Source organism: Sporolactobacillus laevolacticus DSM 442, from assembly GCF_000497245.1.
GTDB lineage: Bacteria > Bacillota > Bacilli > Bacillales > Sporolactobacillaceae > Sporolactobacillus > Sporolactobacillus laevolacticus.
In genome coordinates, this window is record NZ_AWTC01000008.1 from 40093 (window position 1) to 58414 (window position 18322).

Sequence of the window (18322 nt, forward strand, 5' to 3'; positions counted from 1 at the left end):
AGATAGCTTAGCCGTTCACAGGAGGATTGTTTATGAGCGAACATTTTAAAGCAATGACGATTGCCGGATCCGATACAAGCGGAGGAGCCGGCATGCAAGCCGACTTAAAAACATTTCAGGAATTAGGCGTATACGGCATGACTGCACTGACGTGCATTGTCACCATGGATCCGTACAAACACTGGTCACATAGCGTCACAACTTTGGACACAACGCTATTAAAAAAGCAATTAGACACGATTGTTGTCGGCATTGGTATTGATGCGATGAAAACAGGCATGCTTGGTTCTCCAGAAATTATTCGGATCGCTGCTGACGCTATTGAGAAAAACAATTTGGAACGAACGGTTATTGATCCTGTGATGGTCTGCAAAGGAGCGGAAGAAGAATTGCAGCCTGAATTGCAGCCTGAAAATACGTCAGCTATGCTCAAGCTGCTCATTCCCAAAGCACTAGTAACAACCCCAAATCTTTATGAAGCTGCCAGACTAACCGGGATGCAACGAATTACGACCATTGATCAGATGAAGGAAGCAGCAGAAAAGATTGTTGCGCTTGGTGCAAAAAATGCGCTGGTTAAAGGCGGAAGTCGATTGCCTGATACCGACCAGGCAATTGATGTACTTTATGACGGAAAAGACTTCCATATTATCGCGGATGAACGTGTGAATACACCCAACATCCACGGTGCCGGTTGCACATATGCTGCAGCAGTTACCGCGGAATTGGCCAAAGGAAATTCGGTGCTGAATGCCGTTAAAGTCGCCAAATCGTTCGTCACTGCCGGTATTCGTGCTTCATTCAGCCTGAACGATTACACCGGACCAACCGATCACAGCGCCTATAAAAAAGAAATAGCCGCAAAGCAAGCATGATCCATTTGAAGACATGCTTGGTCTTCACTTCGCCTTTTATCTATTCGCTTTTCGCGCTCCAGAATCCTTTTTTATGCGAATAATTTAGGCAAGTATTCTGGTATAAAGGAGCATGAACATGGAGAAAGCAATTTCTAATATTTTTTGCGTCGGCAGAAATTATGTGCTGCATGCACAGGAACTGAGCAATGCGGTTCCTGATTCACCGCTCTTTTTCTCAAAACCAACGCATGCTATTGTCCGGACAGATGGACAGACCTTTACGCTTCCGGGGGATCAAGGCGATGTGCATTATGAGGCAGAATGGGTAATCCATATTGGTCGCCCGTACTTTCCAGGGGCTAAAGCGGACGAACTGATTGACGGAATGGCGCTTGGCATTGATTTTACCTTGCGTGATACGCAAAGCGTTCTGAAGGAAAAAGGCTATCCATGGCTAGCCGCTAAAGGGTTCCTTAATTCTGCACTTTTAACACCTTTCACCGACTTTCCAGGACTCGAGGCATGCAGTAAAATAGATTTCACACTTAATGTCAATGATAAGGAAGTTCAACGCGGGAATATCAGCCAAATGATCTTCAGTCCCCAAGCGCTGCTTGAATTTTGCGCGAAGCATTATGGACTGGATGCAGGGGATGTTATTTTCACAGGAACTCCGGCAGGCGTTGGAAAAATCGCAGATGGCGATCATCTCACGCTAAAATGGGGAACTGAGGTCGCCGGCGAAGCGATTGCTTCTTTAAACTGAACACTAACCATTTATCTAAATCGGTAGTTAATAAAAAATCGTCGCGCACAACACGCAGGCGATTTTTTTATTGCCATCAATGATTCTCTTCAACACGAAAACCGAATGTTTTTAGAGGACCTTGAGTCATAACAAGAAAGACTTTTCGAGCCATATCTTTTTCGGGAATACGCATTTGATTTTCAAACCACCAGCCAACAAGACCGATCATTCCGGAGGAAATAAAAATAGGCAGGATTTCCAGAGTCGACGGATCAGCTACCTGGCCAGGAAGCCCGATCAATTCTACTTCATGATGAAACTTTTTCAAAAATCTCTGCTGCATTCTGTGCCTGAACATCGGAATACCTTCATTAAACAGCATCGCACGGAAGAAGCGTTCATTTTCCCGAAAGTGTTCAAAAATCTTCAGAACAAATTGGATAATACGCTCCGGTATCACTTGTCCACCTACGAGATATTCATGTGGCTGAAACATATCTATTGTTGTCTCAAGCCCCTCTTCAATTACTTTTTCAAGCAAATCATATTTGTCTTGATAATGAAGATAGAAGGTACCCCGACCAATATTCGCCGCCGAAGCTATATCTTTAACCGTAAGTTCATTAAAATTTTTCTTAAGAAGCAAATCGAGGAAGCGCGATTGGATCGCAAGACGTGTCTTCACCACGCGTAAATCTGTTGAACCGGGATGCATCGTTGTACCTCCTGATTAACCATAGATAATTGACTTTTTTCATCCATGTGTTCATTAATGATCATTTTCACGACTATTGGCTATTGATCATTTGCCCATCCCATTCTATCATAATTAATGAACACAGTGTTCATTAATTACTAACGAAACTAAGGGTGTGATGAACGTGAGTTACCCAGTGAAAGGAGAGCATCTTCACAAACGATTTAAGAACCAAATTGTGCTGGATGATGTATCTCTTACGCTTCAAGAAGGCGAAATTTACGGTCTGATTGGTCCGTCCGGATCCGGAAAAACGACACTCGTCAGAATCTTGCTCGGCCTTGAAAAAGCGGACAGCGGCAATGTGGAACTCTTTGAGCAACGGCCAACTCTGAATGCTTTCCGTTCACTTGGCTATATGGCCCAGTCCGATGCATTATACAACGAATTAAGTGCCTACCAAAACCTTGATTTTTTCGCGTCTATTCAAGGGATGGGCGGAAAAGAAAAAAAACAGCGTATTCTTGAAGTGGCAAAAAGCGTTGACCTGGAAAAGGATCTTAAGAAAAACGTCGCTCAATTTTCAGGTGGCATGAAGAGGCGCCTGTCGCTGGCAGCTGCGCTTGTCCATAGTCCGCGTCTTTACCTGCTCGACGAACCGACAGTCGGGTTGGATCCGATGATTCGGCGCAATATCTGGACTCTCTTTCATTATTTGAAAGGAAAAGGGGCAACGATCATTGTCACCACGCACGTCATGGACGAAGTGGCTCAGTGTGATCGTGTGGGACTGCTAAGTGAGGGTAAAATTATCGCACAGGGCGCACCAAGGGATTTGATGGCTCAATACGGGGTGCCATCCGTTGAAGAAATTTTCATCGCGATTGAGAAGGAAGGCGCGAAGAAATGAGAAACCTGTTTGCGATGGCGCGGCGTATCATCCATCAAATCGTTCGTGACAAACGGACCTTGGCCTTGCTGATTATCGCACCGCTTCTAATCCTGACTCTTGTCTGGTATATCTTTGGAGCAAAAGCTTCCGAACCGAATCTTGCTATTATTCATTATAAATCTTCAGACTTGCTGCCCGCCTTCAAATCTGCTGATTATGAACGAATGAGTCCGCTTCAGGCAAGGCAATCACTGGCTGATAAAAAGATCGATGCTTACGTTGATTTGAAAACTCCAGTCAAGGTGCATCTGGAAGGCAGCGATCCTTCCCGAAACGGTCTTGCCATGAGCAAAATTCAAAAATCGATGCAAGCTGTTCAGCAAATTAATGTGAAAAAAATGAAAACTGAGTTAACCGGCGCAATTCAAACGCAACAAAAAACGATTCAGGCACAGCAACAAACTTTACGACAAATGACGGAAGTGATGCAACGTTACGCACCGTCTGCGCTTGCAACGATCATGCAGAATGCACCTAAAGGTGAAAAGCCGCACGCAGCTGCAGCACCAGAGAAGGTGAAACTGGACGTCACTTATTTGCATGGCAATGATGACCTGAACACCTTTGACTCCTTTGGCCCTGCTATGGTTGGTATATTCGTCTTCTTGTTTATTTTCATGATTGGCGGCGTCTCCTTCCTGCGCGAACGGACAACTGGAACTCTGGACAGACTGATGGCTTCACCAATAAAGAACTATCAAATCATTTGGGGCTACATGATTGGATTCGGACTGTTTGTGATCGTTCAATCGTTCATTCTGACCTGTTATATTGTTTATGTCCTGAACATTTACGACATTGGTCACTTGCTGGATGTCCTGATCATTGTTTTCATCTTGTCGTTCAGTGCACTGTCGCTCAGTATACTGCTCTCGACCTTTGCATCGAACGAGCTGCAGATGTTTCAATTTATACCGCTCGTTATTGTGCCGCAGGTCTTCTTATCCGGGCTGTTCCCTATTGATACATTACCCGGATGGGTCAGGGCGCTTGGCAATCTAATGCCGATTCACTACTCAACCGAAGCACTTCGTAACATCATGATTCGCGGTACTGGATTTTCCGGTTGGTGGTTCGATGGATTGATTCTTGTTCTCTTTTCAATTGTCTTTATCGCCATTAATATTTTGGTCATCCGGGCATCAAGACCCGTTGTTGATTAACATACATGGCCATGAAAAAGGCTGCGCCTCAATAGGTGCAGCCTTTTTCGCATGTACTGTTTATGCCTGGATTGTTACTTTATTATTATCAATGATTACTTTTTCACCATCTTTTAAATTGGTGAAAACAACGGATGTAATTATAGAAGGAACCTTTTCGGCAATCTTATCAAAGTCGACCTTTAAAATCGGTTCACCCTTTTTTACATTGGCGCCGTCTTTTGCCAAAGCAGTGAATCCTTCGCCTTTAAGAGAAACCGTTTCCAATCCAACATGAATTAATAGCTCCCTGCCCTCATTTGACTTAAGAGAAATCGCATGTTTCGTTGGAAATATATTGGTGATTTTACCATCAATGGGGGAGCGAACGATGTTGTTTTCCGGAATAATCGCAAAGCCGTCTCCCATCATTTTTTGTGAAAAAACTGGATCGGGAACTTCAGTAACTGGTACGACCTTGCCCTTCAGCGGCATGTAAAATTCACCCGCAGCAGCAATTTCTTCTTCACTTGGCTCCAGTTGATTCGTATCCAATTCACTTTTGTTGAACAATTTTTTAAGAAAGCCCATCCCTGACCACCTCTCCACAAAGTGCATGAATAACTCGTTAAATTAAATATACTGTTCATCATCCATTTAGGCAAATTTGTCGCACTATGCGAATACAAGGGGAATTATAGAATTTTTACATAGAAAAGCTTTGTTAAACTTGCCTGTTCATTTTCGCTTCATGTGCTCGCTTTCCGCGGGCAATCCGCGAGCCTCCTCGCTCGGCACCTCGCTGCGGGGTCTCGCCTGGCTCGCTGTTCCCGCAGGAGTCTCGCACCTTCCGCTCCAATCAACAGAGTAGAAAAATCAACATTGAGCTTTAACATAGCCAATAGAAAAATAAAAAAAGATTATTTTTTTCAAATGCAAGAATGCGCTTACTTTACAACCATCATGCCCTGAATTAAAATCAATTCAGCTACAGTTCACAATAAAAAGGATATGTGGAGGATTCATTTTGATCGACTATGACTCTAAAAACAAAGTCTTTCATTTGCAAACGAAGCACTCAAGTTATGTCATGGGCCTGGATCACGGCTATCTGCTCCATCACTATTGGGGAAAGAAAATTACCACATACAGAGGAAGCCGCCCTATTGTTTACGCGCCGAGATCATTCGCACCCTATGCAGATCCTACCCATCGCGGATTTAGCTTGAGCACACTTCCTCTAGAGTACCCGGCTTACGGAAATGGCGATTTCCGTCATCCTGCCTACCAAGTGCAGCTTGAGAATGGATCAACAGTCACGGATCTACACTATGCCGGACATGTCATTTATTCAGGGAAGAAAAAACTGGATGGATTGCCAAGCACATACGTCGAACAGGATCAAGAAGCGCAATCACTCGACATTATATTAGAAGATTCCGTAGCGGGACTTACCGTTGTGCTCACCTATTGCGTCTTTCGCGATTTTGATGCCATTACCAGATCCGTCCGATTTGAAAACAGAGGGACCAAATCTCTAAGACTTCTACGTGCAGCAAGCACAAGCGTCAACTTTAGAGACGACCAATTTGACAGTCTCACCTTTTATGGGTCGCATAATAATGAACGTAATATAAATAGACGGCCCCTATATCCTGACATGCAGGTGATCGACAGCACACGTGGCGCCAGCAGTCCTCAGCATGATCCGTTTTTCGCGCTTATGCGCAAGAATGCGGATGAAACGCAAGGTGAAGTGTTTGGCTTCAGCCTCGTGTACAGCGGCAATTTTGCCGCGCAGATCGAGGTCGATCAATATCGCACCGTACGCGCATCAATCGGGATTAATCCGTTTGATTTTTCCTGGCTGCTGAATTCCGGAGCATCCTTCCAAACACCGGAAACGGTCATGGTCTATTCAGATTGCGGACTAGGCGGCATGTCACGAACCTATCATCAACTCTATCGGTCACGCCTCGCCCGTGGGAAGCACCGTGATCGATTACGGCCAATCCTTATTAATAACTGGGAAGCTACCTACTTTAAGCTGAGTGAAGAAAAGCTGCTTGCGATCGCTAAAGAAGCACAGAAAGCGGGTATTGAGCTGTTTGTTTTGGATGACGGCTGGTTTGGGCACCGCAACAACGACAAAAGTTCACTAGGCGACTGGTTTGTCGACCGGCAAAAATTACCGCACGGACTTTCATGGCTCTCAAATCGAATCCATGAAATGGGCTTGCTATTTGGGCTGTGGTTCGAGCCTGAGATGATATCTCCGGACAGCGACCTTTACCGGGAACATCCGGACTGGTCTCTGCATGTTCCCGATCGGCCGCGCAGCTTAAGCCGTTATCAGCTTGTGCTCGATATGTCGCGTGCGGATGTGCGTGACTATCTCCTGCAGGCACTATCCGCCATTCTTTCCAGTGCTAATATCAACTATGTCAAATGGGACATGAACCGGCACATGACTGAAATTGGTTCAGCCCTGCTGCCGCCTGAAAGGCAACGGGAAACCGCACATCGCTACATGCTCGGACTTTATGAACTAATCGATAAGCTCACCCGAGCATTTCCGGACATCTTGTTTGAGAGCTGCTCGAGCGGCGGAGGCCGATTTGACCCAGGCATGCTCTACTACATGCCGCAGACATGGACGAGTGACAACACCGATGCCATTTGCAGACTGAAGATCCAATATGGCACAAGTGTCGTTTATCCGCCGATCACGATGGGCGCTCACGTCTCCGCCGTGCCAAATCATCAGGTTGGACGTATCACCTCACTTAAGACCCGCGGTGATGTTGCGATGTCTGGCAACTTTGGATATGAACTAGATTTAACAAAACTCACCGATGAGGAGAAGCAGCAAGTCCGGCAACAAGTCACTTTTTATAAACGAATCCGCCCACTTATTCAGTTTGGCGATTTTTACCGAATCAATAGTCCATTTGAAGATGATGACACAGCGTGGTGCTTTGTCTCACCTGATCAGTCGGAAGCGATTGGCTTTTACTTTAAAGTACTGGCAAGTCCGGCTCAAGTACTCAAAGCATTCCGGTTTCAAGGACTTAATCCGCAGGCGCTATATGAGAACTTGGCAACCGGAGAGGTGTTTGGCGGCGATGAACTGATGAATGCCGGTCTCAATGTACCTGATGAAAAAGGCGACTTCCGCAGCTATGTTTGGCAGTTCAAGAGAGTTCAGGGATGAATTCGTGCTAAAAACGTTAAAATATAATTCAGAAATGCAAAAAGAGCATAAAAAAAGAGACTTAGGAGCTAGGGCAATGGATAACCAAATAAGAGATCTGCTTAAAACGCTGGAGCAAAGCCACTTAAGCCTTGAGATTCGTAAATCTCCGGAAGCATTAGACAATATTCTTGCTGATGATTTTTTTGAAATAGGAAGTTCCGGTGCTATGTTTTATAAGCAAGATTGTTTGGAAAATGGAGTAGCATTAGATGACCTAAAACTCTATAACTTTGATATGCATGTCTTGGCTCCAGATGTTGTATTAACCACATACTTTATTAATAATAAAACGAGAAACCGAAATACACTTCGAAGTTCTATATGGAAATTTATCGATGGAAGATGGCAACTACTTTTTCATCAAGGAACCGTTACGAAACTTCATAGTAGTGATTTCAATACAACTGGTTAAAAAAAGATAAAGATTGAGAAGCAAAAAAGCAAAAATCCTCATACCAGATTTTTGCTTTTTTTGCTTATTGATTTTCCAGTTCCTCAACTTTTAGCGACAACTCTGTCCAGCGTTCCATCGCATGATCCAGCTCAACCTCAGTGTCCTGCTGTTCTTTATACAGTGATTGTACCTTCCCTGCGTCACTTCCGGCATCGGTCACCGCCTGTTTCAGCTGTTCGACACGTTCTTCAAGCTCTGCAATCCGATCTTCTATGCTGTTCCATTCCTGCTGCTCTTTGTATGTCAGCTTTTTCTTTTTGGAGGCAACTTGAGCAGGTGCTGGTTTGACCTTTCTGTCCGCTTCCGCTTTGTTTACTGCAGCCTGCTCCATCTTTCTTTCAGCCATGTACTCAGTGTAGCCGCCTTCGAAGCGGCGGATGACGCCGGCTCCTTCAAATGCGATTAGGCGGTCTGCAATCCGGTCAAGGAAGTAGCGATCGTGAGAAACCGCAAGAATCGTCCCTGGAAACTGAAGTAGATAATCTTCAAGGATCGTTAGCGTTTCCGTATCCAAATCATTCGTCGGTTCATCCAGAAAGAGGACATTGGGTTCCGTCATCAATACACGCAACAAATAGAGCCGTTTACGCTCGCCGCCTGACAGCTTGTGAATGAACGTACGCTGGCGCGGACGTGAAAAAAGGAAGCGTTCCAGCATCTGTTCAGCGGTCACTTGCTGCCCATCGGCCGTTTTCAGTACTTGCGCAGCCTCTTTAATATAATCGATCACCGTCAGTTCCTCGTTCATTTCCGTATGTTCCTGAGTATAGTAACCGATCTTTACCGTTTCACCAATATCCACAGACCCGGCATCGGGTTCGATACGTTTGGCGAGCAAGTTGAGCAATGTCGTTTTGCCACTTCCGTTGCCGCCGATGATCCCGAGCCGCTCACCCGGCGTCACCAGCAAATCGAAATCATGAATCAGATGTTGCCCACCAAATGTCTTGGACAGCTGCTTTGCTTCGATCACCTTTTTGCCAAGCCGAGTGGATCCGATCGCAAGGTCCACCGATTGTTTCAGTTCCGGTCCCTTATGTTCCTGCATTTCCCGTACCCGTTCAACCCTGGCCTTTTGTTTTGTGGACCGCGCTTTGGCTCCTCGCCGCAACCAGGCCAGCTCACGGCGCAGCTGATTCTGGTGCTTTGCCTCTCCTGCTGTCTCCTGCTCCTCTCGTTCCGCCTTCTTTTCAAGAAACAGTTCATAATTCCCGTCATAAATATAGAGATTTCCATGATCCAGTTCAAAAATCTTACTGGTCACGCGGTTCAGGAAGTAGCGGTCGTGGGTAACCATCAGGAGTGCCCCCGGATATTGGTTCAGCGCTTCCTCAAGCCAGTCGATAATGTCATTGTCCAAATGGTTCGTCGGTTCATCGAGAATCAATAGATCCGCCGGCTGGATCAGAGCTCTTGCTAACGCAATTCTTTTCTTCTGTCCCCCGGAAAATTCATTCGCCGGTGTCTGAAAATCTTGCACACCAAGACGAGTTAAAATGCTCTTCGCCGCCGCTTCCGCTTCCCAAGCATCCGCCGTATCCATTTGCTGCTGGCGGTCAATCAGCTTTTCTTGAAGTGCCTGATCGGAAGGATTACTTTCCAAATTGGCAAGCGCCTGTTCATAGTTACGCAATGCAATCATAATCGGCGAGGTTCCTCCGTAAATGTAATCCAAAGCCGTTACACCGGATTCAAATACCGGTGTTTGCGACAGATAAGCGAGCCGGAAGGCGTTCGCATGGCGCAGTGTTCCGCTTTCCGCCGAATCTCTGCCTGCCAGCACATTCAGCAACGTCGATTTACCCGTTCCATTAACACCAATCAGACCGATCCGATCACCTTCGGAAATAGAAAAAGAGAAGTGATTAAAAAGTGTTTGTGTGCCGTATGTTTTATATAAATCTTCCGCATCAAGAATACTCACGTAAATCATCCTATCTAAACTTAACTTTTTACTAGTAAAAGCTTTTTGCCAATGATTAAGCCGATCCAGTACCCAAGAGACTGTTCCCGTTCATAACGAGTAGCCTATTAATGATTCGTCGCACGGACCATTTTTCCGATAATAACGAGACGCTTCGGTGTCCGTGTCGGTTTATCGCAGGTCACAAGTGTAATCCGCTTGTCCTTTGTCTGGTCAATGACAGCACCTTCGGATTCGGAAACAATCTTTTTGCTCACAACTTTATAGACATAGTCTTTTTTCAAATTGGTAATCATGATCTGATCACCAATTTTGGTACGCATCAAAGGACCGAAGAGCAGATTTTCGCGGCGCATATGGTGACCGGCAAGCGGGTAGTTACCTTCGCCCATCCGTTGGTCAGGACGCATCGTTGTCGCACCGGCCAACAGATTCGCACTGGTCGTCCCTTTAAGTATCGGCAGTTTAATCCCCAGCCGCTTAATCTGAATCTGACCAATCATCGCTTTTGAATTGACATGTGCACTCGCTTTTACGGTTTCAAAAAATGAAGGGGGCTGGATTTTGCTGAAATCATAGGGAGCATCCCGCTGATTATTTTTCGCTAACTGGGTAGCAGTCAGCTTCTCAGTATTATATTTTGCGCTTAAGAATCCGATCAAGCCTTCCTTGAGGAATGGCGATGCGATCAAAGCCGCGCCTGCTAAAATTAGAATGATAATCAATGCTCTTCGCCACATAAAATGATCCCGCCTTTATTCCGAAAAAAGAAAAGCACCTGATCAAATCTTACCATGATCAGATGTGGATTGTTATCTTTATCAATCAATCATCGTGATTTCTTCGTTTTTCTTCTTCCCGCAAAGCCTATAATAGCGGTTGTGAGCAGAAATAGTGTGCCGAACCAATAAACCAGACTGACTATTGGTGTCTTCAGTTACAGGCAAATCTGTTTCACTTTTTAGCGCAAAATACGCGTTCTATTACAAATTCTGAACCAGCAGAAAGCACCCGATCAATATGTTGATCGAGTGCTTTCTCAATTGCATTATTTATTTTTACAGCTTAGTTTTTTCTCCGTCTTCTTGAGAAGATCGCCAAGGATCCGCCACCAAGAAGAAGAAGTGCTCCAGCAGCCATCGTCATAATATCATTCGTATCGCCGGTGATTGGCAGTCCTTTGGCGTTTGCTTTCTTGCTCGTCTGCGTTTCCGCTTCTACACCACGAACCAAAACTAGATGATATTGGCCCGTTGCAAGACCTTTAAAATTAACATTACCTTCCTCATCGGCCATTACACCGCGTGCAATGATGTGCCCATTTTTATCAACAACGTTGTAAGTTGCACCTGGCTTGCCATCTAGAGTTCTCGTAATTTCGAGCGGCTTATCCGTTGCTGTAATCTCAACGGCTTTTGCCTGGCCTTTTTCAATGACAAACGGAATTGGTGTCTCATCCAATGCGTAATTCTTCGGCGCTTTGGTTTCAATGAAGAAGTACTTGCCTGGTGCTAGACCCTTCACAACGAACTGACCACTATTATCAGTCGTTAATCCTGTTTTCAACGTCTTGCCATTGCTGTCCGTCAACTTGAATTCTGCGCCTTTGAGCACTGCATCCTTATCGTTTCTATCGACTTTAGTCAGACGCACATCGCCTGGCGTCAACTTATCTGTCGCTGTAATCGGGATCACCTTGATATCCGTATTTGTCACCTGGAAAGGAATTGGCGTTGTATCCAGATCGTAATTCTTTGGTGCCTTAGTTTCAATAAAATGATAGTTGCCAGGTGCCAAACCATTTACAGTGAATTGGCCTTTTTCATCTGTAGTCCAAACAGATGGAAGTGTTTTACCATTCGCATCTTTTTCTACAACTTTTCCGTTGCTGTCATAAAGTGTAAATTCAGCACCGGCCAGCACAGCACCTTTATCATTTTCATCGACTTTGGTGAGGACAACGCTGTTTAATTTATCTGTTGCCGTAATCGGAATTGCTTTGGTATCTTGATTCGTAACTTCGAACGGAATCGGCGTTGCATCAAGTTCATAGCCGTTTGGTGCTTTTGTTTCAATAAAATTGTATTTTCCATTTGGAAGTCCTTTGACTGCAAATTGGCCTTTTTCATCCGTCGTCCAAACCTTAGACAACGTCTTGCCTGTTGCATCTTTTTCTACAACGTTGCCGTCTTTATCGACCAGTTTGAATTCTGCACCCTTGAGAACAGCGTCTTTATCATTCTTGTCGACCTTAGTCAGCACGACTTCGCTCAGTTTATCCGTTGCGGTAATTTCAACTGCTTTTGTTCCTGTTTTCGTTACCGTAAACGGAATTGGAGTCGTATCAAGCTGATAGCCGTTCGGTGCCTTGGTTTCGATAAACTGATAGCTTCCCTCTGGCAGGCCTTTGACTGTAAATTGGCCTTTATCATCCGTTGTCCAAGTAGCCGGAAGATCTTTTCCAGTGATGTCTTTGGTTACAACTTTGCCATTGCTGTCTTGAATCTTGAACTCCGCTCCGGTTAGCACTGCATTTTTATCGTTCTCATCAACTTTCGTCAACACGGTTTCATTCAGGTTATCAGTTGCGGTAATTTCTTGAGCCTGTACATCCTTATTCGTAACCGTAAACGGAATTCGTGTAGTGTCTAATTCATAACCATCCGGCGCTTTTGTCTCAATAAACTCATATTCTCCGGAAGGGAGACCTGTTACCGTAAATTGACCATGCTCATCAGTGGTCCAGATGCTATTAAGATTGTTTCCATTGATGTCCTTATCAACGACTTCGTCGGTTCCCTTTTTAACCAGCTTGTATTCTGCACCGACAAGTTTCGCATTGGTGTCATTCTTGTCGACCTTCGTCAGAACAACACTATTTAATTGATCTGTTATAGGAACCTTAACAACTGCTGGCTTGCCATTATTTTTATCTACAATCGTGAAGCCAACAGGATCATGGATTAGATAACCATTTGATGCTTGAGTCTCAACAAACTGATAGTCACCAACATTCAGATCAGAAACACTGATTTTACCATCGGCAGGAGTTGTTAAATCAGATTTGATCGTTGTCCATGAACCATCTTTGTTCTTTTTCTGTAAATCGAAATGTGCATCCGATAATGGCTTATTATCACTGCCAACTTTATTCAATTCAGCCGAACCTTTGTAGTTAACAAATTGACCTGGAATAACCTTAATTGAAGGTAATCCATTCGCCTCAGCGTCGATTGTAAATTCAAGTTCATCCAAATTTAGAATATAGCCATCAGGCGCGGAGGTTTCAACAAAATGATAGGTGCCCGGTGCAAGTCCGATTGCTGAAACAAATCCACCGTCAACCGACTTCAAATTATCCTGCCCCTGAATCACATGTCCTTGAAGATCGGTGATTTTGAAAATCGCACCGCTCAACCCATTACCACTCTCATCAGCCTTCGTGAACCGTACTGAGCCTTGCCCATTTTCCAAAGTACCGGCGTCAACTGTAATAGGTTCGCCTGTAGCTTCTGTTTCAATCGTAAACGGTCGTAATTGAGTATTTTTCACATACCCCTTAGGAGCTGCTGTTTCGACAAATGCATAGTTTCCCGGTTTGAGTCCTGCCGCTTTAACTTCACCATCGCTGTTTGAAATCAATCCAGTCAGAACATCTTCATTCGTGATGGTATTGATTACTTTAAATGTGGCCCCTGGCAATGCATTACTGTTTGCGTCTTCTTTGATTAATGAAGCTGAGCCCTGATAATCTTCAAAAGTTAAAACATTGTCCGCCGCTTTTTGCCCGGCTGTAATATGAACCGTCAAGGTTTCTTTATTTAAAAGGTAGCCGGTCGGTGCCGAAATTTCCTTGAATGTATAATCTCCCGGTCGCAAATTAGTAACGATTAATTTGCCGTTATTCGTTGTCAATTGTTCGGAAGTGATTGTGTTGCCATCGGCATCAACAGCAGCCTTGTTCGTACTGTTATCAATCAATTGGAACACTGCTGGAGAAGATGTAATAAAATTATTCGTTGATCCGTCTACCTTGTCTAGTTCAACTCCTCCAGGATTAATTTTATCCTTTGCAGAGAGCGGAATAACTGTTGTCTGGTTAACAGCAACCGTAAACTTATGCGGTGTAGCATCCAATTGGTAATTCGCTGGAGCCGTTATTTCAACGAGTTGATAATCTCCCGGAGTCAGGTTGTCAAAGGTCACCTGACCGTTAATAGGATCCGTCGTCTGATTCGAATAGCCGCTGATCGGGTTGCCGTTTTGATCTTGAAGCTGGAAGACCGCTCCGCCCAGTTTTAATCCGAGCTGGGTTGCATCGGTCTTAGTCAGTACAACCTTCCCGACAAATTTCTGATCGGTAACCGTTACCGTATTTATCGGATTCGAGCCTGACGTGGCACCGATCTGTACAGCTTTGCCGTTACCTGCATAAGCAGGATTGATGACATAACCTTCAGGCGCCTTCGTTTCCTTCAAAATATAAGTCCCATATTTAAAGTTATTGAAATTTGCTTCACCATTATTATCGGTCGTCAATGTACGCAACAATTTTGTTCCGGTACTGTCGTAGAGTGCGAAGGTGGCACCCGGAAGCTTAGTACCAGTATCTGCATCAGTTTTCACTACATCAAGATTGCCGTTAACGCCACTTCCGGTTCCGGAACCACTGGAGAACTTGACGGTAACCGTATTCATGGTCGGTTTGGTGATTAAGTCCACGCCATCTCCATTCAGCGTCGCCGTGTTGCCGAGCTGTGCATTGTTACCGGCATTGATGATTGTTTTATAGGCGAGGATATAAGCCTCAGTGATTCGATGTGTAAATACGATCTTGAACTGCTGATTTCCATTAGTATCGGGATCAGTCACTTGAACCGTATAATCCGTTCCTTTGACCAGTTCTTCAGCAGACTGCGTGATGGTTCCATCCTGAGCTACTGTTGTTTTGTATAGATGGAATGAATCCGGATCAATGATCTGGTTATTCGTCGGCACATCCGTAAGCACAGCATTCGAGATGGTCGACTGACTTGGATTGATCGTCACCGTCCAGTTAACGTTTTCGCTATCGGTGCCGGTGCCTTGCGCACCTGTTTTTGTCGCGAATGTCCCGCCATTAGCTGGGCTGACCGAACCCGTCAGATCAACGAGCTTTTGCTGATCGTCATACAGCGTCGCCGTATTGGGGTATGTTTGATTCACAACCACACCGTTGAGCGATGTTTTATAGGTAATATAGTACGGCGAGTTAATCGGATTTTTAAAGGTGATCTGGAGTGTCCCCCCGTTATCGCCCGGGTAAGCAACATCGTAATCGGTTGCCGGAACGGTGCCGCCATCATCCGTTCCATTGGAGCCACCGGTCAGCGTCATATAATGGACTTCCAGCGAATTGTTTTCGAATTGCTGGTTCCCCTGAATTGGATCCTTGATGATCGGTGTCTGAATCGTCCGCAGGTTGTAGTTGAAACCAACCTTCCATGTGATCTCTTTCGTCACCGCATTGTACGTACCATTTTTATATCCGTCGTTCTGTGTATAAGAATCCGGAGTAAAGGTGTCGCTCGATGAACTCGTATGCGTCTTATTATCGGCACCCGTCCAGTTAATCACCGCAGTATTCGGAAAGGTTGTAACTCCTGCCGGTAAGGTCTTATAATCGAAGCTGGTCGAATACATGATCGTGAAGCTGTCGGTTGTATTCGTGTAATCAGCAGTGCCGCCATTGCCTAATCCGTTAAGGAATGTAATCGTAAATCCGTTAGCGGTTGGGTTAACCGTATAATCTTTGCCATTAATTAATATCTCCCCTGACGTTTTGTCGTTGATGCTCAACGTTTCCGGAATCAACGTCAATCCGCCTTTATCGAACGTATCGGTGATCGTTGCATTTTTCATTGGGTAATTATTGCCGTTAACGGTCATCGTCCACGTCGTTTTCTTGCCATTATAATCGGCAGTGCCATCCCAATGCTTGATCAAGTTCTGCTGCGTGATTGCCTGCCCTGCACCAATCCCTGTAGTACCGCCTTCAGCAACTGTATTATTCACGTTGCCATTATCGGTCACCAGTCCGACCGCCTTTGTCTGGTAAACAATCTGATAAGCGCTGTTGATGGTCTGATTAAACTGCAGATCAAAGCCATTCTTACCTGCATGTGGAGTACTCGTTGGGTCGGTTACCGTGTATTCACTAATGTCAACGAGCGAACCTCTGGTAAATGTCGTTGGTGATGTCGCTGTCGCATTATATACATTGATTGAACCCGGTACTAACGCTTGTGTATTGTCAAACCAATCATGCAGAATCGCATTATTTTTAGAAATAGTCTGATTGTCGCCGTTGTAATTGACCGTCCATGTGATCGTCTGTGTTTTCGGATCATAGCTGGTATTCGATTTTGTTAGATGAGCGCCTTTGGTAACAGCTACGGTCGCGCTTGCAGGCTGGTTTCCATTTTCAATACTCGAAAGTGTGGCCGTGTTTACGAACGGGCTCTTTGTCTTATCGTCAATATTCGTTGTATAGCGAATCTGATAGGCGCTGTCGATTGGATCTTTAAAATCCACTTCCAGATTGCTTCCCGTTGTTGTTAATGTATATTGATTCGCAGCGATTGGCGTATTGCCCACAGTTGTCGATCCATCCACATTGACCGTAACCGGATAGATTTCCACTGAGCTGCCGTCTAGGCTTAAGCCGTCCGGAATCGGATCCGTCACTTTAGCGTTGGTCAGGTGGCTCTCTGTTTCATTAATGTTCACGGTCCATTTAATACTTGTGGCATTAAAGGCCGTTTGCGTGCTCCCGTCCCACGGCTTACCTTGTTTGTCAATAGAACTCATTGTTGCCGACGGCTTGAACGGAATGGTCAGCGTATACGGTTGCTCAAAAGGGAATGTGATTTCCTGCTGCGTCGAACCGGTAATTTCTTGTTGATTGAATTCGGTGTTTACATGCAATGTTCCTTGAATCTGGGAATGATCTGCGTTGACACCATTAAACACCATTTTCACAGTACCTATATGATTGCTGTCGGGCGTAATCGTGAACGTTCCGATCGAACCGCCGGTGGCTGTTGTCAGGTCTCCTGTGATGGTATTGTAGATGGCGAATTGGTTGGGCAAATCGAATTGATAATAGTCACCATCTTGGACGTCAACTGAATCCGATATATTCCAAGTCATATCTATTTTTGCGGGTGAATTAAGACCCGGGCGATTGCTTGAGTTCCACGCGTTTCCATTAGCATCGGTTACTTTAATCTCTGAAAATGTGATTTGCGTAATTTCTTTCGGTGCGGCTAAGGCTACGAATGAGCGCAAAGCAGATTTGGGTGCCGGCGACAATGCTGTTTTCGAATTCGACGTATTGGACGTATTGTCCGACGAACTCGAATCTGCTTTCGTCTGATCTTCTTTTGCTGCAGAGGAGCTATCTGTTGCGCTGCTATCTGTTGAACCTGTAGAAGAAGATGTAGAAGACTGCGCCTCGCTCTGTTCCTCCGCCTTAACGGCAACATCTACTGTCTGCTTCTGGCCGTTCCCCAAATCAAAATCTACCGAGTCGGTTGTTTGATCAGCCTTGATCTCATCGTTAAATACAGTTGGAATGACGATTTCCCCAACGGCACCAGTGAGATTTTGCGTTTTTTCATTAGCAAAGTGAATAATCAGCTGGTTGGCATCAGCGGCGCTGTCGCTTGCTTTAACGGTGTAGGTACCGATGACGGTTGTGTTGTCGGCGAGCTTTACATCTCCAGTGATGTCTGTGGTATATTTGCCGTCAGCATCCTTCGTCCCAACCTTGAATTGGCTTGGAATTTGTATGGTAACGTCTTGATCAGCACTCAGCTGTTGTCCATTCTTTTGTGTCCATGAATAATCTAGATTAACAGCGTCACCTTGTTTCAGCGGATTTTCCGCATTAACTTCTTTGATGCTGTCTCCTTCACCAGTTGTTAATTTGACTGCATCAAAAAATTGGTTGTTGTTTTGTTGTGTTGTGCCGTCTTCCGCAAACGCCTTTCCCAATGGCGACAGCGACATTTGGCTGAATACGACGAATAGTGACAGGGCAATAACCATGAGACGTTTCATCATTTTGTTGTGTTTTGTCTTTTTGAGTCCGAGCGGCAGTCTTTTGGCTCTCAATGTACTTCTCCCCTTTTTCTGTTTGTAAACCGGGTAATGATCTCTGAAGTCTATAAGAATCCGGTGTTTGCCGGATGGAAGCAAATAGTAGATTGCGAGAATCTCAGCTGAAATTTGTATCAATAGATGTCTTTT

The 18322-nt window shown here is 45.0% G+C and carries 11 protein-coding genes; 6 read left to right on the forward strand and 5 right to left on the reverse strand.

Annotation, left to right across the window (positions count from 1 at the left end; genetic code table 11):
* The first annotated feature begins 32 nt into the window (after positions 1 to 32).
* A complete protein-coding gene (gene pdxK / locus P343_RS27700) occupies positions 33 to 875 on the forward strand; it encodes a pyridoxine/pyridoxal/pyridoxamine kinase (protein WP_023510086.1) in 843 nt (280 codons plus the stop codon).
* Between the two features lie 118 nt (positions 876 to 993).
* On the forward strand, positions 994 to 1623 hold the full coding sequence (locus P343_RS27705; protein WP_023510087.1) for a fumarylacetoacetate hydrolase family protein: 630 nt from the start codon (positions 994 to 996) through the stop codon (positions 1621 to 1623).
* 76 nt (positions 1624 to 1699) lie between these two features.
* On the opposite strand, the gene P343_RS27710 is transcribed toward P343_RS27705, so the two are convergent.
* Positions 1700 to 2320 carry a TetR/AcrR family transcriptional regulator gene (locus P343_RS27710; RefSeq protein ID WP_023510088.1) on the reverse strand — a complete coding sequence of 207 codons (621 nt, stop codon included), beginning with the start codon at positions 2318 to 2320 and terminating at the stop codon, positions 1700 to 1702.
* Between the two features lie 160 nt (positions 2321 to 2480).
* Between P343_RS27710 and P343_RS27715 the strand changes: the two genes are divergently transcribed.
* The gene (locus tag P343_RS27715; RefSeq protein WP_031263913.1) at positions 2481 to 3212 is read left to right on the forward strand and encodes an ABC transporter ATP-binding protein; all 732 of its coding nucleotides are present in this window, start codon (positions 2481 to 2483) and stop codon (positions 3210 to 3212) included.
* Positions 3209 to 4417, forward strand: coding sequence for an ABC transporter permease (locus tag P343_RS27720; protein ID WP_023510090.1), 1209 nt, complete (start codon positions 3209 to 3211; stop codon positions 4415 to 4417). The genes P343_RS27715 and P343_RS27720 overlap by 4 nt, the downstream gene beginning before the upstream one ends.
* A 60-nt stretch (positions 4418 to 4477) precedes the next feature.
* Here P343_RS27720 and P343_RS27725 read toward each other — a convergent pair whose 3' ends face one another.
* Entirely contained in the window at positions 4478 to 4987 is a 510-nt protein-coding gene (locus tag P343_RS27725; RefSeq protein WP_023510091.1) for a PTS sugar transporter subunit IIA, read from the reverse strand.
* A gap of 433 nt (positions 4988 to 5420) precedes the next feature.
* On the opposite strand from P343_RS27725, the gene P343_RS27730 reads away from it, so the two are divergent.
* A complete protein-coding gene (locus P343_RS27730; protein WP_031263915.1) occupies positions 5421 to 7610 on the forward strand; it encodes an alpha-galactosidase in 2190 nt (729 codons plus the stop codon).
* A 4-nt stretch (positions 7611 to 7614) separates the two neighbouring features.
* Positions 7615 to 8064: a nuclear transport factor 2 family protein gene (locus tag P343_RS27735; RefSeq protein WP_023510093.1), complete on the forward strand. Its 450-nt coding sequence runs from the start codon at positions 7615 to 7617 to the stop codon at positions 8062 to 8064.
* Positions 8065 to 8128: 64 nt separating this feature from the next.
* On the opposite strand, the gene P343_RS27740 is transcribed toward P343_RS27735, so the two are convergent.
* The 3 genes from P343_RS27740 to P343_RS27750 all read right to left on the reverse strand — a co-directional run bounded on the left by P343_RS27740 (position 8129) and on the right by P343_RS27750 (position 18310).
* Positions 8129 to 10030, reverse strand: a complete 1902-nt coding sequence (locus P343_RS27740; protein ID WP_023510094.1) for an ABC-F family ATP-binding cassette domain-containing protein — start codon at positions 10028 to 10030, stop codon at positions 8129 to 8131.
* Positions 10031 to 10137: 107 nt separating this feature from the next.
* Positions 10138 to 10770: a class A sortase gene (locus P343_RS27745; protein ID WP_023510095.1), complete on the reverse strand. Its 633-nt coding sequence runs from the start codon at positions 10768 to 10770 to the stop codon at positions 10138 to 10140.
* Positions 10771 to 11095: 325 nt separating this feature from the next.
* Positions 11096 to 18310 (reverse strand): SpaA isopeptide-forming pilin-related protein, encoded by a 7215-nt coding sequence (locus tag P343_RS27750; RefSeq protein ID WP_152525279.1) that lies wholly within the window; start codon positions 18308 to 18310, stop codon positions 11096 to 11098.
* Positions 18311 to 18322: the final 12 nt, after the last annotated feature.